This window comes from Megasphaera sp. DJF_B143 (assembly GCF_900320625.1).
Classification (GTDB): Bacteria; Bacillota; Negativicutes; order Veillonellales; family Megasphaeraceae; genus Megasphaera; species Megasphaera hexanoica.
Genome location: NZ_ONTA01000252.1, coordinates 1 through 17543 on the forward strand (window position 1 = coordinate 1; position 17543 = coordinate 17543).

20 protein-coding genes and 1 pseudogene are annotated in these 17543 nt (G+C 52.6%); 15 read left to right on the forward strand and 6 right to left on the reverse strand.

The features are described 5' to 3' along the window. The 15 genes and pseudogenes from rplK to DBO31_RS07475 all read left to right on the forward strand — a co-directional run. A partial coding sequence (gene rplK, locus DBO31_RS07410) for a 50S ribosomal protein L11 (RefSeq protein ID WP_150824831.1) occupies nt 1-409 on the forward strand: 409 nt, incomplete at its 5' end. Between the two features lie 63 nt (nt 410-472). Further along, the gene (rplA, locus tag DBO31_RS07415) at nt 473-1186 is read left to right on the forward strand and encodes a 50S ribosomal protein L1 (protein ID WP_059076484.1); all 714 of its coding nucleotides are present in this window, start codon (nt 473-475) and stop codon (nt 1184-1186) included. Nucleotides 1187-1361: 175 nt separating this feature from the next. Next, nucleotides 1362-1918, forward strand: a pseudogene (gene rplJ / locus DBO31_RS07420) (50S ribosomal protein L10). Between the two features lie 55 nt (nt 1919-1973). Then, entirely contained in the window at nt 1974-2342 is a 369-nt protein-coding gene (gene rplL, locus DBO31_RS07425; RefSeq protein ID WP_059076486.1) for a 50S ribosomal protein L7/L12, read from the forward strand. A gap of 249 nt (nt 2343-2591) precedes the next feature. Beyond that, nucleotides 2592-3734, forward strand: coding sequence for an SLC13 family permease (locus DBO31_RS07430; RefSeq protein WP_200817488.1), 1143 nt, complete (start codon nt 2592-2594; stop codon nt 3732-3734). 174 nt (nt 3735-3908) lie between these two features. Beyond that, a complete protein-coding gene (locus DBO31_RS07435; RefSeq protein WP_150824832.1) occupies nt 3909-5351 on the forward strand; it encodes an ATP-binding protein in 1443 nt (480 codons plus the stop codon). Nucleotides 5352-5746: 395 nt separating this feature from the next. Continuing rightward, on the forward strand, nt 5747-6172 hold the full coding sequence (locus DBO31_RS07440) for a GNAT family N-acetyltransferase (RefSeq protein ID WP_059076487.1): 426 nt from the start codon (nt 5747-5749) through the stop codon (nt 6170-6172). Further along, nucleotides 6169-6591, forward strand: a complete 423-nt coding sequence (locus tag DBO31_RS07445) for a hypothetical protein (protein WP_150824833.1) — start codon at nt 6169-6171, stop codon at nt 6589-6591. The genes DBO31_RS07440 and DBO31_RS07445 overlap by 4 nt, the downstream gene beginning before the upstream one ends. Nucleotides 6592-6707: 116 nt before the next feature. Continuing rightward, nucleotides 6708-6968 (forward strand): hypothetical protein, encoded by a 261-nt coding sequence (locus tag DBO31_RS07450; RefSeq protein ID WP_059076489.1) that lies wholly within the window; start codon nt 6708-6710, stop codon nt 6966-6968. 20 nt (nt 6969-6988) lie between these two features. After that, complete coding sequence (locus DBO31_RS07455; RefSeq protein WP_150824834.1) at nt 6989-7666, forward strand: TVP38/TMEM64 family protein; 678 nt, start codon at nt 6989-6991, stop codon at nt 7664-7666. A 171-nt stretch (nt 7667-7837) separates the two neighbouring features. After that, nucleotides 7838-9316, forward strand: a complete 1479-nt coding sequence (locus DBO31_RS07460; RefSeq protein WP_150824835.1) for an aldehyde dehydrogenase family protein — start codon at nt 7838-7840, stop codon at nt 9314-9316. Between the two features lie 15 nt (nt 9317-9331). Continuing rightward, complete coding sequence (locus tag DBO31_RS09330) at nt 9332-9469, forward strand: hypothetical protein (protein ID WP_154662686.1); 138 nt, start codon at nt 9332-9334, stop codon at nt 9467-9469. A gap of 128 nt (nt 9470-9597) precedes the next feature. Beyond that, nucleotides 9598-10146 (forward strand): methylated-DNA--[protein]-cysteine S-methyltransferase, encoded by a 549-nt coding sequence (locus DBO31_RS07465; RefSeq protein ID WP_150824836.1) that lies wholly within the window; start codon nt 9598-9600, stop codon nt 10144-10146. A 78-nt stretch (nt 10147-10224) separates the two neighbouring features. After that, the gene (locus DBO31_RS07470; RefSeq protein ID WP_150824837.1) at nt 10225-11394 is read left to right on the forward strand and encodes a DNA polymerase IV; all 1170 of its coding nucleotides are present in this window, start codon (nt 10225-10227) and stop codon (nt 11392-11394) included. Between the two features lie 22 nt (nt 11395-11416). Further along, nucleotides 11417-11710 carry a hypothetical protein gene (locus DBO31_RS07475; protein WP_113856415.1) on the forward strand — a complete coding sequence of 98 codons (294 nt, stop codon included), beginning with the start codon at nt 11417-11419 and terminating at the stop codon, nt 11708-11710. A 436-nt stretch (nt 11711-12146) separates the two neighbouring features. Here the strand turns inward: DBO31_RS07475 and nagB are convergent, their stop codons facing one another. The 6 genes from nagB to DBO31_RS07505 all read right to left on the reverse strand — a co-directional run. Next, nucleotides 12147-12905 carry a glucosamine-6-phosphate deaminase gene (gene nagB, locus DBO31_RS07480; RefSeq protein WP_200817489.1) on the reverse strand — a complete coding sequence of 253 codons (759 nt, stop codon included), beginning with the start codon at nt 12903-12905 and terminating at the stop codon, nt 12147-12149. Between the two features lie 23 nt (nt 12906-12928). Beyond that, nucleotides 12929-13783 carry a MurR/RpiR family transcriptional regulator gene (locus DBO31_RS07485; RefSeq protein ID WP_059076496.1) on the reverse strand — a complete coding sequence of 285 codons (855 nt, stop codon included), beginning with the start codon at nt 13781-13783 and terminating at the stop codon, nt 12929-12931. 5 nt (nt 13784-13788) lie between these two features. Next, nucleotides 13789-14679, reverse strand: coding sequence for an ROK family protein (locus DBO31_RS07490; RefSeq protein ID WP_059076497.1), 891 nt, complete (start codon nt 14677-14679; stop codon nt 13789-13791). A 9-nt stretch (nt 14680-14688) separates the two neighbouring features. Then, complete coding sequence (locus DBO31_RS07495; protein WP_200817490.1) at nt 14689-15825, reverse strand: cyclically-permuted mutarotase family protein; 1137 nt, start codon at nt 15823-15825, stop codon at nt 14689-14691. A 25-nt stretch (nt 15826-15850) separates the two neighbouring features. After that, nucleotides 15851-16300, reverse strand: a complete 450-nt coding sequence (locus DBO31_RS07500; RefSeq protein ID WP_059076498.1) for a YhcH/YjgK/YiaL family protein — start codon at nt 16298-16300, stop codon at nt 15851-15853. A 19-nt stretch (nt 16301-16319) separates the two neighbouring features. After that, a partial coding sequence (locus DBO31_RS07505; protein ID WP_150824838.1) for a sodium:solute symporter occupies nt 16320-17543 on the reverse strand: 1224 nt, incomplete at its 5' end.

The window sequence follows — 17543 nt, forward strand, 5'->3', positions numbered from 1 at the left end:
AAGAATGGTAAAACTCCAGTGTGAAGCTGGTAAAGCAACTCCGGCGCCTCCGATTGGCCCTGCATTAGGCCAGGCTGGTGTCAACATTATGGCATTCGTCAAGGAATTCAACGAACGTACAGCTAAACAGGCTGGCTTCATTATCCCTGTCGAAATCACTGTATATGAAGACCGTTCCTTCACGTTCATTACGAAAACTCCGCCGGCAGCTGTTCTCCTGAAGAAAGCCGCAGGTTTGGAAAAAGCTTCGGGCGAACCGAACAAGAAAAAAGTAGCTAAACTGGGTCGCGACAAAGTCCGCGAAATTGCGACGACTACGATGCCGGACCTCAACGCCAACGACGTTGAAGCTGCTATCAAAATGATTGAAGGCACTGCCCGCAGCATGGGTATTGAAATCGTCGATTAATCGCCGGTTCAGTCCCGTGGAAGGGGTCAATCCCCGCTAAACCACAAAGGAGGAAAAAGTTAGATGGCAAAAGTAGGCAAGAAATATGCAGAAGCCGCCAAACTGTTTGATAAATACAAACAGTATGACGTGACGGAAGCAATCGACATCTTGAAAAAGATGGATACAGCCAAATTTGACGAAACGGTCGAACTGGCTGTCAACCTCAACGTAGATCCGAAATATGCCGATCAGCAGGTTCGTGGCGCTCTGGTTCTGCCCCATGGTATTGGCAAATCCAAGACTGTCCTCGTATTTGCTCAGGGCGACAAAGAAAAAGAAGCTCAGGCTGCCGGCGCTGACTATGTCGGTGCTGATGATCTCATCGAAAAGATCAAAGGTGGCTGGCTTGATTTTGACGTAGCTATCGCAACACCGAACATGATGGGTAAAGTCGGCCGTCTTGGTAAAATCCTCGGCCCGAAAGGCCTCATGCCTAACCCGAAAGTCGGCACGGTTACGATGGACGTAACAAAAGCTGTTAGCGAAAGTAAAGCAGGTAAGGTCGAATACCGCACGGATAAAGCCGGCAATATTCATTCCCCTATCGGCAAGAAATCTTTCGATGCAGATAAATTAGTGGAAAACCTGACGACTCTCGTTGATACTCTCATCAAAGTAAAACCGTCGGGTGCAAAAGGCCAGTATATCAAATCCATCACCGTAAGCTCCACGATGGGCCCTGGCATCCACATCAACCAGTACAGCATCAAAGGTGCTGTCAAAGAAGAAAAATAATATCTCTCTTAGCTGTAGACTGAAGGTATGTATAATGGACTAAGGTCCGCCATCTGAGGCTATGAAACTAGCAGGTATTTCAATTTGACTAGTTCGGTCTCATGTCAGTCGTACATGGGACCGTTTTTATTGCTAAGACGATATAAATCCCAGTTCAAGGAGGTGTATCGAACTCATGTCTATGTATGCAAAACATCAGGTTTCTCCGGCAAAAGCCGCTGTTGTAGAAGAAATGAAAGAAAAACTGCAGTCCTCACAGGGTGCTGTTTTCGTTGGTTTCTCCGGCCTCAGCGTAGCTGATGCTACGAAACTCCGCCGTAAGTTCCGTGAAGGTGGCGTCGAATACAAAGTTGTCAAAAACACACTGACCCGTATCGCTGCCGATGAACTCGGTTTCAACGATCTGGATGCCGTTCTCGAAGGTCCGACTGCTATTGCTTATTCTACGGAAGATACAGTAGCACCGGCTAAATCCTGAAAGACTTCATCAAAGAAACAAAGACAGAAGCGCTGACGGTCAAAGCCGGCATCGCCGATGGTCAGGTTATTGATGCAGCTGCTGTCGAAGCTCTGGCAAGCCTGCCGAGCCGCGAAGAACTCCTCGCCAAATTGGTTGGCAGCATGCAGGCCCCTATCTCTGGCCTGGTCAACGTACTCCAGGGCAACATCCGCAATATGGTTTATGTGCTTGATGCTGTACGTGCTAAAAAAGCAGAACAGGAATCTGCTTAATTAGCTTACATATTACAAACGAATCTAAAAACTGATACTATGGAGGTATTTTAAAATGACTAAAGAAGAAATCATGGAAGCCATTGAAGGCATGACCGTTCTCGAACTTTCCGAACTCGTAAAAGCTATGGAAGATAAATTCGGCGTATCCGCTGCTGCTCCGGTTGCTGTTGCTGCTGCTCCTGCTGCTGGCGCTGCTCCTGCTGAAGAAAAATCCGAATTCGACGTAATCCTCACCTCTGCTGGTGAAAAGAAAATCGGCGTAATCAAAGTTGTCCGCGAAGTAACCGGCCTCGGCCTGAAAGACGCTAAAGCTCTCGTTGACGGCGCTCCGAAAGCTGTTAAAGAAGGCGTTGCCAAAGCTGACGCTGAAGCTCTCAAAGCTAAACTCGAAGAAGCTGGCGCTTCCGTCGAACTCAAATAATTTCCTCTGTGAAATTACAAGCTCTGCAAATCGCATGAACATGCGGTTTGCAGAGCTTTTTTCATGGGGAGCAGCAAAGACAGGAATCCAACGCCACCAGCTGCTGACTGCTATCCCTTCATCAAACTTCAAACATCAAACTATCTTTCCCTTCCTGCAACCTGTTTCATGAATCTCCGTTTTGTAGTATAATTTAAAGATTATTCCTGTGTATATGGATAGGAAAACGGGACAGGGGAGAAGTGGAAAATGAGGTCTATCGGACAGATGATACGAGAGAATATGGTTCTGTTTCTGGCATGGACAGCGGCGCTGGTATCGATGATTGCCGTGCCGCCGACGGCAGCCTATGCCGGGTATATCAATATGCCCGTACTTGCTGTTTTGTTCTGTCTCATGATCGTCATCGGCGGCCTGCGGGAGAGCGGCGTCTTTGCAGCGGTACTGGCGCGCCTTCTCCTCCGGCTGGAGACGATGCGCCAGCTGGCTGCCGTCCTCATTTTTGCCTGTTTCTTTGTCAGCATGTGGGTGACCAATGACGTGTCCCTCCTGACCTTTGTGCCGTTTTCCCTGATGGCCCTGCCCCGGATTTCCAGAGAGAAGCAGATGGCCCTGGTCATCGTCCTGCAGACGCTGGCGGCCAATCTGGGCAGTATGTGTACGCCTGTGGGAAATCCGCAGAATCTCTATCTCTATTTCTATTACGGCATGGATCTGGTAACCTTTCTGGAGCTTCTCCTGCCGTATACACTCGTATCTTTCGTGCTGCTGGCCCTGTCGGTCTTTCTGCTGCCGGGAACGCCCATTCCCGTGTCGGTGCGGCTGGCTGCCCGGCGCACCCGGAATATGCCTGTACTGGCGCCGCCACGGCAGCTCTGGCTTCTGGGAGGGATGTTCTTCCTTTCCCTGCTCACGGTGGCCCACGTCCTTGATTACCGCCTTACCCTGGTCATGGTCGCCGTTGTCACCTTCCTGACCCGGCCGCAGTATTTCCGCTACGTTGATTACCGGCTTTTGGGCACCTTTGTGGCTTTTTTCGTCCTCATCGGCAACATGAGCCAGCTGACGGCTTTCCGGGAGATACTGACGGGATATCTGGCCGGTCACGAGTTTCTCATCGCTCTTACCGCCAGTCAGATCATCAGCAATGTACCGGCTGCCGTCCTTCTGTCGGGCTTTACCGGCAATGCAGGGGCACTCCTGCTGGGGACCGATATAGGCGGTCTGGGAACGCTGGTGGCATCCATGGCCAGCCTCATTTCCTATGGCATGTTCGTCCGGGCCTGTCCCCGGTGGCAGGGATGGTATCTGAAATTGTTTACCCTGCTCAACCTGGCCTATCTGCTGGTACTGGTCCTGTTTGTCTGGTTCTGTCATCAGATGGGGCTATAACCAGGACGGCGTCAATAGGCGACAACGCTTATTACAGGGACGGAAATCCCCATTGTCCAGCGAACCGGTTTGTTTTACGGCCTGTGCCCCCTTCCCTGCAATACAGGGGGACCGCTTTGTTGTCGAAAAAATCATAATCTGATACAATGAGCGTAAAGGGAGGCGGCAGTAGGAATGGAAAAAGATTTATCACTTCATGGAGAATCTAAGAATGTAGAATATAAGGAAAGGGTTCCTGAAGACAGTCAGAAATATATGAAGTCTGTTGTTGCCTTTGCCAATGGTGATGGTGGACGGATCGTATTTGGGGTTGAAGATGGAACGATGCGGGTTGTTGGGATTCCTCAGGCTGATCTCTTTCAAATGATGGATGCCATTACCAATGCCGTTACGGACAGCTGCGAACCGATGATTATTCCAGATCTTTTTGTTCGGGAAATAGAAGGAAAATCGCTTATCATTTTAGAAATTGCCCCTGGAATGCAGAGGCCGTATTATCTTAAAAAGAAAGGACCGGTAAAGGGAACTTATATCCGGACGGCTGGAACAACGCGTCTGGCGGACCGGGCGATTCTACAGGAGTTACTTTTGGAAGGAGAAAATAAGTTTTTTGATCAACAGCCTATTCCTAATCTCAAAGTCACGAAATATGATGTAACGGCATTATGCCATTCTATGAGTGAAACGGCTAAAAAAAACGCATTATCCGATATCCAGCGTCAAGGAATCAAGGAGTTAACGATTAATCAACTCATTTCGTGGGGCATTTTGATTGAAAACAAAGACCAGCTTATACCGACCTATGCCTATGCGATGTTGACACATCAGGCCGGATATCCTCCGGTGGTTCAATGTGCCGTGTTTAAGACAGACGATAGAGCTGTTTTTGTCGATAAGCGGGAAATTGATGCACCGATTCAGGAACAAGTGGAAAAAGCATATCAGTATGTACTTGAAAAGATTAATATGGGAGCCAGATTTCAGGGGGTCTATCGTCAGGATATTTATGAATTACCTCCGGACAGCATCCGGGAATTGATTGCCAATGCACTTGTTCATCGTAGTTATTTGGAGCCGGAATCCGTTCAGATAGCCCTTTTTTCAGATCGATTAGAAGTTACTTCTCCAGGTAGTCTGATGCGCGGCGTAACACATGAAAAAATGAAAGAAGGGTTTTCAAAGATTCGCAACCGGGCTTTAGCAAATGCGTTTGCTTATATGAATTTAATTGAAAAATGGGGTAGTGGTTTTCCACGTATTTTCCGGGATTGCCGGGATTATGGTTTGCAGGAACCGGAAATCATTGATTTTGATGGCGATTTGCGCGTTAACTTGTACCGGATAACTGACCAAACAAGTGACCAAACTAAAAAAACTGACCAAACCCCGAAAACTGACCAAACGGGAACGAATATGCCTGTAAAACTAAATGAAAAGGAAAGAGTTATTTTGTCATATCTTCAAAAGAAACCGGATGGCACGCAACATGAAATTGCTGAAGCGACATCACTGTCTCTTAGTACGATAAAGTATTATATGAAAAAGCTCCAGGAAAAAGGCTGTCTTCAACGTATGGGGACGCACCGGAAAGGATACTGGGTCGTGAGATTCAACTGATACTATTCCGTCATGTCACCAGTCAGGGGACATGCATCCGCTTTTATCCATTCTGCTGACTAAACTAAAACAACTAACCAAATGACTGACCAAACTAAAACAACTAACTAAACTCAAAAAGAGAGAATCATATAGCGTTACAAGAAGTATCGGAACGGTCTGCGTCCATCAGAAAGGCCTATCTGCTGGTACTGGTCCTGTTTGTCTGGTTATACGATTCGTATTTGTATTGACGAAGATGACAGGATATGTTAGAATAAAGCGAATTTCATATGAACACCGCTTCTGTCACCGGACAGAAGAAATGAGGTGTCTGGGAGTTGTCGTAGGTACGGCATGGGTTGCATGCTATAATACAATTCCTGGACACCTCTGTTTTTTTAGGAGGGAGTATCATGATTTACATACGTATGCAGCAGGGACTTTCACAGGACGCCCGGGTTATCCGGCAGGAGGTATTTGTAGAAGAACAGGGATTTTGTCATGAATTTGATGATACCGATTCCATAGCCTGGCATCTGGTATTATATGAAAATGAGCAGGCCGCTGGCTGCTGCCGCCTCTTTTCATCCGATGATCCCGATGTGTATATACTGGGCCGGCTGGCCGTGCGGAAGTCCTGCCGGGGCAGGCAGTACGGGGAGCGGCTCGTACGGGAAGCGGAAGCATGGCTGCGCGGCCGCCAGGTGAAACGGCTGGCCCTGTCGGCACAGGTACGGGTACGTCCGTTTTATGAAAAATTGGGATTTACCGCATCGGGTGACGAATATCTGGATGAATATTGTCCTCACATCCATATGGAAAAGGAGCTGATAGAATGAGTCTGATGTACTGGATTCCCCTTCTTATTGTCGTCGTGGGCAATATAGGCTATCACATGATAGCCAAGGCAACGCCGGTGACGGCTCCGCCTTTTCTGGCCCTCAGTATGACCTACCTGGTCAGTTTTCTCCTGTGTGCCGCTGCGTACGTGGTGACAGGACCTTCGCTGCGGCAGGATCTGCAGACTATAAACTGGGCGAGTGCTGCCTGGGGACTGACGCTGGTAGCCGTCGAATTTGGCTATATCCTGCTATACCGGGCTGGCTGGAAAATCAGTATAGCTTCTCTCCTGGCTAATGTCAGCGTGGCGCTCCTCTTGGCAGGCATAGGTGTCCTGCTGTATAAAGACATCCTGCTGCCCCGGCAGATCATCGGCATCATCCTGTGCCTGGCGGACATCTTTTTCCTGCGTCCATGAAGCACGACGAACCGGCTATAACCTTGAACGGCTCTTCTCTGATAATGTCAAGATATACGTTTCAGGGGCGAAGATTGCTTTTATCTGGTATAATGGATGGGAAAGGTGGCATCATAGTGAAAGACACAAAGTATTCTTTATTCCGCAGCCATGCATGGTGTCCCTGGCTGGCATTGCTGTGTGCTATCGGCTGGCCCCTGGCTTATCCCCTGATTAAGGCTGGGTACGGCTATATCGGAATCGGGAATGACCTGGGCAGTAAAGTAGTCTTTGCAGGAATCCGCTTCTTTTTTGCCGGATTGATTCTGCTGATTGCTGGTAATGGCCGGTGTTTTCCAGGTCAACCGGCCGGAGCCGCTGCAGGTCGTATATCATAAAAAAGAAATGAGAAGATAGCATGAACCAGGTACAGGCAGAAAAAGTAATCAAGCCGCTCATGGCGGTCGTCATCGCCGGGATTTTTCTCGGGATTTATGTGATGATCCCGGCATTTTACAGCACGCTGTGGCAGCTTACGGTCAGTCGGGATATACAGGGCTTGTCGGCCTATATTGCCTCCTTTGGCAGTGCCGCCGTCCTGCTCATGATCCTGCTCATCATCCTGACCAATATGACCGGCCTGCCGTCTGTGCAGTTTGTGACCGTCAATGGCATCCTCTTCGGCATACTGCCGGGAATTGTCATTTCCTGGATTGGACAGGTGGCAGGCAATGTGCTGGCTTTTGTCATCATGCGCTACGTCTTCCGCCGCACGGCCCGCCGCCTCGTGGCGCGCAGCCGCTTCGTCGCCCGCCTCAACCGGCACATTACCGCCCGGACGGCCTTCTTCCTGCGGGCCATTCCCTATTCGCCCAATTTTGCCATTACGGCCCTGTGTGCCCTGAGCCGCATCGGCTTTACGGAGCACGGTATAGCGACCATAGCCGGAAAATTCCTGGCCATCTGCATCGAGGTCTGGATGGGCTATGGACTCATCCGGTTTGACTGGCACGATTTGCGCCTGGCCGTTGGCGGCGTACTGATCATGGCACTCTTGGCAGGTTATACGTGGTATACATGGAAACATAAAAACTGAATATTCTAAACTATTTAAAAAATAAGTCGGTGTGATTTAAATACATAAATCCATTGACTTATTTTTATATATATGTTATTCTTTATATGTAACAAATAATGATTTTCCAATTAAAATAATTATCACAAACGTTTAACAGGATAAATTCTGTTCAGAAAGGAAGTGTTTTTTATGTATACCCTACCGCACTCCTCTTATGATTTATATATTGATGGCAAATGGGTCCCTGCCAGTGATGGCGCCCGATTTGCAGCGTACAACCCTGCCGACGGGACGAAGCTGGCCGAGTGTGCCGAAGCGACGAAAGACGATGTCAACGCGGCCGTAGCAGCGGCTCATAAAGCATTCCCCGCCTGGAAAACCGTGTCGCCCCAGAAGCGGCAGGACCTGCTCCTTGCCATTGCCGATATCATCGAAAAAAATGCCGATATGCTGGCTATGGTAGAAACGCTGGATAACGGCAAGCCCATCAGGGAAACGAAGAACATCGATATTCCTCTGGCGGTCGATCATTTCCGTTATTTCGCCGGCGTCGTCCGCAGTGAAGACGGCCGGGCAGCGGTCATCGATGACCATACGCTGAGTCTCGTCGTCCATGAACCAATTGGTGTCGTCGGCCAGATCATCCCCTGGAATTTCCCCTTCCTCATGGCGGCGTGGAAACTGGCACCGGCCCTGGCAGCAGGCTGTACCATCGTCCTCAAGCCGTCGAGCTCGACGTCCCTGAGCGTCCTCGAACTGATGCATCTCATTGGCGATGTCCTGCCACCGGGCGTGGTCAACGTCATTACTGGCAAGGGTTCCCGGGCCGGTCAGTACATCCTCGATCATCCCGACATCCAGAAATTGGCCTTTACGGGATCGACGGAAATCGGCCGCGATGTTTATGATGCGGCTATGAAGAAACTGATTCCTGCCACGCTGGAACTGGGCGGCAAATCGGCCAATATTTTCTTTGACGACTGCGACTGGGATATGGCTATGGATGGAGCCCAGCTGGGCATCCTCTTCAATCAGGGACAGGTATGCTGCGCCGGATCGCGTATTTTCGTCCAAAAAGGCATTTACGATAAGTTCGTCTCCGAACTGGCTGACCGCTTCCGCCGCATCCGCGTTGGCCTGCCCTGGGAAGAAACGACCCAGATGGGATCGCAGATCGACGAACGGCAGGTAAAGAAAATCCTCGAATATATTGAAATCGGGAAGCAGGAAGGAGCGCGCCTCGTCTGCGGCGGTAAGAAAGCGTCGGCTCCGGGACTGGAAAAGGGCAGTTTCGTCGAACCGACCATCTTTGCCGATGTCAGAAACGACATGCGCATTGCCCAGGAAGAAATCTTCGGGCCCGTCGTCTGCATCATCCCCTTCACGGATGAAGCGGAAGTCGTCGCTATGGCCAATGACAGCGTATACGGCCTGGGCGGCGCCGTCTGGACCCGCGATATCAACCGGGCCCTGCGGGTTGCCAAAGCGGTAGAAACGGGCCGTATGTGGATCAATACGTATAATGCATTGCCGGCAGGTACGCCTTTTGGCGGTTACAAGCTTTCCGGTATCGGCCGCGAAACGGACAAGACGACCATGCGGCACTATATGCAGACCAAAAACATCTATATCAACCTCGCGGAAACACCGTCGGGATTATATGAATGATAGGAAAGGAGTATCATGGGCATACGCAATACAATCGTAGCATTGCTGTTTGTCTGCCTGGCCTGTACGGCCGTATATGGTTTTATGACTGTAGACCGTCCGGGCGTGCAGGCTGCGGCACAGGCCAGCAGCAAACCGCATAAATCGAAATAACGGCACAGCCGGAGAACCGGGGTGGCAGCGGAAGAGATGGGAAAATCCTTCTGCAGCCGCCCCGGTTTTGTCTATGCCGGGAGGCGATATGGTATAATAACTATATATCAGAGAGGAGGCTTACCTGCATGGATTATACGACGCAATACGATTCTCCCCTGGGACCGGTCCTTTTGGCCAGTGACGGGACTCATCTCATCGGACTGTGGATCTGCGGGCAGAAGTATGACAGGGCCACCCTTTCCGGGGAAGCCTGCCGGAACGATGACCCGCCTGTTTTTACTGAGGCCAGAGACTGGCTGGACCGGTACTTTGCCGGAAAACGGCCGGTTCCGTCGGAACTGCCGCTGAAGCCGCGGGGAAGCGTGTTCCGCCAGCGCGTATGGCATCTGCTGTGCCAGGTGCCGTACGGGCAGACGACGACCTATGGGGCCCTGGCGGAAAAGCTGGGGCAGCAGACAGGGAAAACAGAAAATCCCCATGCCGTAGGGGGAGCCGTCGGGCATAACCCTATTTCCCTGATCATACCCTGCCACCGTGTCGTTGGAAAGAGCGGCAGCCTGACGGGCTATGCCGGCGGCATCGATAAGAAAATCTGGCTCCTCCGCCACGAGGGAGCCGACCTGGCCCATCTCTTCCGGCCAGGTACAGGGAAGAAAAATCGTCTGGAGAAATAGGGAAATTTTTCACTTTTCCCCTATATTTCTGAAGTGGACTCGTTGTATAATAATACCAGTACAAGGGAGGGAATGACATTGGCAAGGCGCTGGATCATGCACGTAGATATGGATGCTTTTTATGCTTCTGTCGAACAGCGGGATAATCCGGCTCTGCGCGGCCATCCCGTCATCGTCGGGGGGCTGGGCGAACGGGGTGTCGTGGCGACGGCGTCCTATGAGGCCCGGCGGTTCGGCGTCCATTCGGCCATGAGCACCCGCCAGGCCCGGCGCCTTTGTCCGTCCGGCATATTCCTTCCCGTGCGCATGGCCCATTACCGGCGCATCTCCCATCAGATCCGCCTCATTTTATCGCACTATTCGCCCTTTATCGAACCGCTGGCGCTGGACGAAGCCTTCCTGGATGTTTCTGGCATGAATCTCCAGTACCCGGACATCGTCGATATCGGCCGGGCCGTCAAGGACGATATCCTGCGCATCACCGGCCTTGTGGCGTCGGCCGGCATCGCGCCCAATAAATTCCTGGCCAAGCTGGCGTCGGATCTGAAAAAGCCCGACGGCCTGATGTGGATTCCCTACGGCAAGGAGCAGGAAATCCTGTCACCCCTTCCCGTTTCACGCCTCTGGGGCGTCGGCCGGGTGACGGCAGGCCAGCTGGAAAAAGCCGGGTTCCATACCATCGGCGATATCATACAGGCCGGGCCCGATGCCCTGGTCCCCATTGCCGGGCGGCAGGCATACCGCTTGTATGAACTGGCCTGTGGCAGGGACAACCGTCAGCTGGAAGTGAGCCGCCGCCCCCAGTCGGTCGGCAACGAGCATACGTATGAGCACGACCTGACGAGGGAAGAAGACATTGACGAACAGTTCCGTCTCCTGGCCAATGAAGTGGCCTGGCGGCTGCGTCAGAATCACCTCATGGGCCGTACGATTACGATTAAAGTGCGGTTTTCTTCCTTTGAGACGGTGACCCGGTCCCTGACGCTGGAGACAATCGGGACCTGTTCGGAGGAGCAGTTATATTTCGCCGCCAAACGGCTCTATCATAAAAAGGGAAAAAACGGCCCCATACGGCTCCTGGGACTGTCGGTCAGCCAGCTCCAGCCCTATCAGGTGCAGAGTGATTTATTTTCTGACGACGAAGAGACGCAGGCCAAAGTCACGGAAGCCATCGACAAACTGCAGCAGCGCTTTGGCCGCAAGGCGCTCATGAAAGGATTTCTTTGGGAAATGTCCCACGATAAATAGATACAGATAAGGAGATTTACGTATGGCAGTATTTACAGTAGCAGTTCATACGGGTGATAACAATAACGGTTATATCCAGTATGATGCGGAAACAAAAAAGCTTACAGTTCATCTGAATGATGCAGAAAAGGAAAAGGAAACCTATTCGTTCCTGACGACGGTCCGTTCGTGGCACCGCTATGTCACCCTGTCCCAGTACGAAACGATTACAGCGGCGGCGACGGACAGTCTGGATACGCTGAAGCTGGCCCTGGGCTATATATGGCTGGCTCTGGGCGTGCATATCGACTGGAGCCGCCCCGTCGAAGAACTGTAATGGAAAACGACATCAGACTCATCTGAAGAGACCGTACCTTCCGGTGGATATCCCCACAGAGGTACGGTCTTTTTGTGTGCATAGGCAAATAAAAGTTATCCACAAAGTATACACACGTATTGTGCATAACTTCTGTTATCCTGTGGATATAGCCGGAGAATGCCTGTTTACAGGCCCTGACGGCGGTGGATATATTTTTCCTTTTTTTAGCCAGATTGTGGATAACTCATGGGGAACATGTGTTCAAGATAAGGAAAAAAATCGCGATAAATGCGATAACTATGCGGATTTTACATATTTTACAATCTCTCCTGATTTCTGTGTACAACCTCTGTGGATTTGTGGATAACACCATATAGAAAAAGCGGGGCATTCCCTTAAAGACATGTGTACACATGCAGGGGAATACCTCGCCAGAAGAGAATAGCAAAAGGATTTATCCACAAATTTTATCACAAACCCGGTCCGGCAGGAGCGATGCCGCTTCTTTGTCCACAATGACCGTTGCGTCGCGGTGCAGCTGGAGAATGCTGGCCGGGGCACTGGGGCTGATGCTGCCGCAGACCGTATTGTAGATGGCTTCGGCTTTATTGCGGCCATTGGCCAGGAGTACGACTTTTTTGGCCAGCATGATGGTTTTGATGCCCATGCTGATGGCGTAGCGGGGAACTTCTTCTTCCGTCTGGAAGAAGCGGGAATTGGCCTGGATGGTTTCTTCATCGAGGCGGACTTTGTGGGTCGTCGCTTCGAATTTGATGTCCGGTTCGTTGAAGCCGATGTGGGCATTCTGACCGATGCCGAGAATCTGCAGGTCGATGCCGCCTTTCGCTTCGATGAGGGCATCGTAGCGCTTGCCTTCGGCTACGATATCTTTTGCCATACCGTCGGGAATGTAAATGTTTTCCGGCTTTATGTTGATGAAATCGAAGAAATTATGATGCATGAAGTAATGATAGCTCTGGGGATTGTCCGGCGCCATGCCGATGTATTCATCCAGGTTGAATGTCGTGACCTGGGAAAAGTCGAGGCCGATCATTTCATGGACGGCAATCAGTTTTTTATACATCGACAGGGGCGTGCTGCCCGTGGCCAGGCCGAGGACGCTGTCCGGCTTGAGGTATATCTGGCCGGCCACGATTTTGGCGGCTTCTGTACTCATTTCATCATAAGAATTAGTAACGATAACACGCATCATACGTGCCTCCTTTTAGAGTATGCTTAGTGTCCGAGACGCAGCAGATTGACGGCGTCCGCTGTCCGCTGCTTATTCTTCACGGATGTTTCGGGCCGTTCTTTGACGACCTGTGTATAGATTAAATCGATGATAAATACCTGGGTCAGCTTGGTGACGATAGAGCCCGTTTCCAGCATCGTTTCCCGCGTGCGGTAAGAAATGCACAAATCGGCGCAGTCCCGGAGCTCGGAACCGCTATTGGCCGTGATGGCAATCAGGCGGGCGCCGTTCTGCTTGGCCAGGCGGGCTGCCTGGACGATTTCCTTTGAGGCGCCGGAATGGCTGATGGCGATGACGACGTCGCCCGGCTGGATGAGGGCCATGTGCAGCATGATGAGATGGCTGTTGTCCAGGCCCAGAGCCTCGATGCCGATGCGCTGGAATTTGTACGCCGAATCGTCGGCAACGAATCCGGAATTTCCCAGGCCGATGAAATACACGCGGTGTCCGCCCGTCAGCAGGCGGACCGTCTGGGCGATGACCTCTTCATCGAGGGTCTCTACGGTCTGGCGGAGCGTATCCATGCCAATGGACATGAGCTTTTTGGCCGTCGTCATGATGGATTCGTCGGCGGCGATATTGTGGCTGATGATGGTTTTCTGCTGGCTGCGCCGGGACAATTCTTCTGCCAGGCTGAGCTTGAAATGCTGCAGGCTCTGAAAGCCCATCTTGCGCACGAAGCGGGTGATGGTCGATTCGCTGATGCCGCTCTTTTTGGCCAGACTGGCGATGGGCGTCGTGCAGAACAGGTCGCCGTGGAGGCGGATGTATTCCATGAGGGTACGGTCGGATTTTGAGGGTTTGAAGCCGGGATGGTCCAGCTGTTCCAAGATATTCATAGGCGTTACTCCTGCGAAAGGGTCTGACGGAGATGATAGAGCGCTCCCAGCATGCCGGCCGTATTGCCCAGGCGGGCAAAGGCGATGCGGGTCGGTCCGTACATGGCGGGTGGCAGCTGTTGTGATACGTACTGTTCCAGGAGCGGGCGGAATACGCCTTCCTGGGCCATGATGCCGCCGCCCAGGATGACGACCTGGGGCTGCAGTACGGTAATGACATTGCCGATGGCGACGGCTATGTCACGGGATAAGGCGTCAATGGCACCGATGGCATCGGTGTCGCCGTCGGCGGCCATGGCAAATACGGCCCGGCCATCCAGTTCGTCCGGTCTGACGCCTTTGGCCGTGGCGACATCGCGGATCAAACGGGTGGCTGATGCCAGGTCGTGGAGCCGGCCGCCGGGCACACGCATATAGGCGATTTCTCCGGCACTGCAGCCGGCGCCGTGGAGAATATGGCCGTCATAGATGGCACAGCCGCCGATACTGGTGCCGATGGTCATCATAAAGGCCGACGCACAGCCCTTTCCGGCACCGAGCCAGAGTTCGCCCAGGGCGGCACAGTTGACATCGTTTTCTACGGCACAGGGAATATGGAATTCCTCTTCCAGCATTTCTTTCCATTCCGTTCCTGTATAATCGGGGATGGAATCGGCCAGGGCATAGAAAATCCGTCCTTTCTGGGGATCGACCATGCCGGCTGTAGAAAGGGCGATGCCCGACAGTGGTCCTCTTTCCTTGTACTGGCGGATCAGCCGGCGGACCGTGCGGACGATGCCCGGTCCGCCGCCTTCATGGGCGTGGGTGGGCGTGCTCTTCGTTTCTATCAGCTGGCCGTCGGCTGAAGCCAGTCCGTATTTGATGGCCGTGCCGCCAATGTCAATGCATATATACATGGGTTTCTCCTATTCTTTCATGATGAATCCTTCATAGATGCGGTTGCTGCGTACACCGGGTTTGATTTCCCCATTGAGGGAAATGATTTTATCTTTCAGGAGCACCAGCCCTTCACCGCAGGGAGCCGCAAAGGGAATCTCTCCGGCAGAGCGCCAGCTGTCGCTGCGGACGTTGTAGACGAGGATGTGGCGGTTCCAGTTGAAATCGGTGCTTTCCCTGCCAAAGTAAGCCGTTTTATAGGCAGTGAGTTCTGCGCCCGTAAGATGGGACAGATGGGCGACGGCATCGTCATAGATGGCTTTATTGAAGCCGCCGATGACCAGCATTTCGTCTTCATTCAGGCGTACGGCCCGGGCTCCCAGGAGGGAGATTCCCTGGCCGTCTATGGCGGCATCGGCGAGTTTGTGCCAGGTGTGGGTCTTCAGGTCATAGCCGTATCCGTCCGTATAGGCCGTATCGCTGCCACCGCTGAAGACGCACAGCGTCTGGCCCAGCAGCTGGGCAACGCTCTGTTCACGGGCCTTTCCGGGGAAATCGGCCAGCCGTTCCAGTGCTCCCGTTTTAAGGTCATAGGCGTAGAAATTGCGGCTCAGGCTGCCGTCTTGTTTTCCCAGTCCCAGGAAGAGGGTCTGGCCATTCCGGGCGGCAATGCCGTTCTGGAAGGTGAAGGGCAGGGTGCCGGCTGTCTGGTAGTGCAGTTTTCCCTGATCGTCGCAGGTAAGGCGTGTAATGGCTTTGGCAGCAGTCGTATCGGGGCTGCCGCCGATGTAATAGACGCCGTCAGCGGCTGTGACCGACGCGCCATAGGCTGCCGGGAAGGGCAGGACCTGATGGTCTGTTTCGATGAGGCCTTTGTCCGTCGCCTTCATGGCGTAGATATCAGGATAGGTCACTTTGGCACCACCCACTGCGGGCCCGCCGTTGGGGAAATTGGCACCGCCACCGGCGATGATATAGCCATGGCTGGTACCGGCTATCATGCCGGCAACGCCGATATTTTCTGTCTGGCCCACTGCCGGGGACAACGTACCGGCCGACTGCCAGCGGATCTGCGGGGAGCCGGTCTGTTCTGGTGCGGCAAAAGACAGGGATGTCGAGAGGGTCAGGGCCAGTACGGTTGCAGCAATTACACTTTTTTTCATCATACGATACCTCCTTGGAGATGTCAAATCAGATACGGACTTTAAAAATTCCCTTTTTGAGCGGAGCCGGTTCACCGGCAGCAATGCCGGGTTTATGGGCATCTTCGCGATAACAGATGAGAAAATCGCCGGGACGCATGAGAACGCGGGCCCGGGCCGTACCGGTCACTTCCTGATAGTCGCTGTCTTTGTGATAGGCACCGCAGGTCATGGATTCGATGAAGCCGAGGTCGATGTATTCTTCCCCTTCGCTGAGGACGTGGATATCGAGGTAGTCTTTGTGGGCTTCCCAGCTGCGCGTTTCTTCCGGTCCCGTCGTATAGGCTGCGACATTGACGAACAGGGAATCGCCGTCGATGGGATGGCTGCCCGGCGTCAGAGAAGCAAATCCGCTGCTGCGGGCCAGGTCCAGACAGCGCTGTACCGGTACCGGTAAAAAGGCATACGTTTCTTTTTGGTGGATATTTCCATATATCATACGAGTGGCTCCTTTACGATTAATCGGCTGTCGTTCCTTCCGGTGCCGTATAGTCTTTGCCCGTCAGACGGCTGACGATGGTACCGACTACCAGAGAAAGGATGATGGTGATAGCCGTATAGGACCAGAACGAGACGGAAGGGACGAAGTATTTCAGATACATGACGACGGCAGTGGAACAGATAAAGCCGACGAACGCGCCTTTGGTGTTGGCGTGTTTGCTGAAGGCTCCCAGGACGAACATGCCGGCCAGTGAGCCCAGGGCCAGGCCGATGAAGCTGTTGAACCATTCGTAGGCCGAGTGGATATCGCTGACGGCCATGACCATGGCGACGATGATGGACAGGATGCCGATGCCCAGGGAGACGAGCTTGGCGATGCGCGTCTGCTTCCGGCTGTCCAGATCCGGGTTGAGGACGGACTGGATGTCGAGGACCCAGCTGGTAGCGACGGAATTGATGCCCGTAGACAAAGTGGACTGGGAAGCGGCGTAAATAGCGGCCAGGAGGATGCCCGTAACGCCTGCCGGCAGTTCATACGTAATATAGCTGGCAAATACCAGATCCTGACGGCTGGTCATGAGCAGGTCCGGGTTCTGCTGATAGAAAACGTAGAGGCTGGTGCCGACGAGGTAAAATACAGTGGCGGCGAAAATGGACAGGACGCCGTTGCCGAGAGTCATTTTGTTCAGCTGCTTGATATCCGTCGTCGTCGTGAACCGCTGTACGATATCCTGACTGGAGACGTACGAGGCAAAGGTGGCCAGGCCGCCGCCGATGAAGACGATGAAGACACTGGTCGAAATGATATCCGGGCTCATCCATACTTCATTCTGGAACATGAATTTGTGGCCTGTCGTCAGCGTATCCATGATGGTGCCGAATCCGCCGTGGATGTCGCCGATCATGACGACCAGCGTCAGGGCGATGCCAAAGATGAGGACCATGCCCTGGATGAAGTCGGTGTAGAGGACGGCTTTCAGTCCGCCGGAATAGGAATAAATGATGGCGATGACGCCCATGACGACGATCAGGATATTGACATCGATGCCGGTCAGTTCTGCCAGGGCGATGGACGGCAGGTACATGATGATGGACATGCGGCCCAGCTGGTAGATGATGAACATGGCAGCCCCCAGGATGCGGAGGTTTTTGCTTTCAAAGCGCTTCTGCAGATAATGGTAGGCCGTGTCGATTTCCAGACGGCTGTAGATGGGCAGGAAGTACTTGATGGTCAGCGGGAT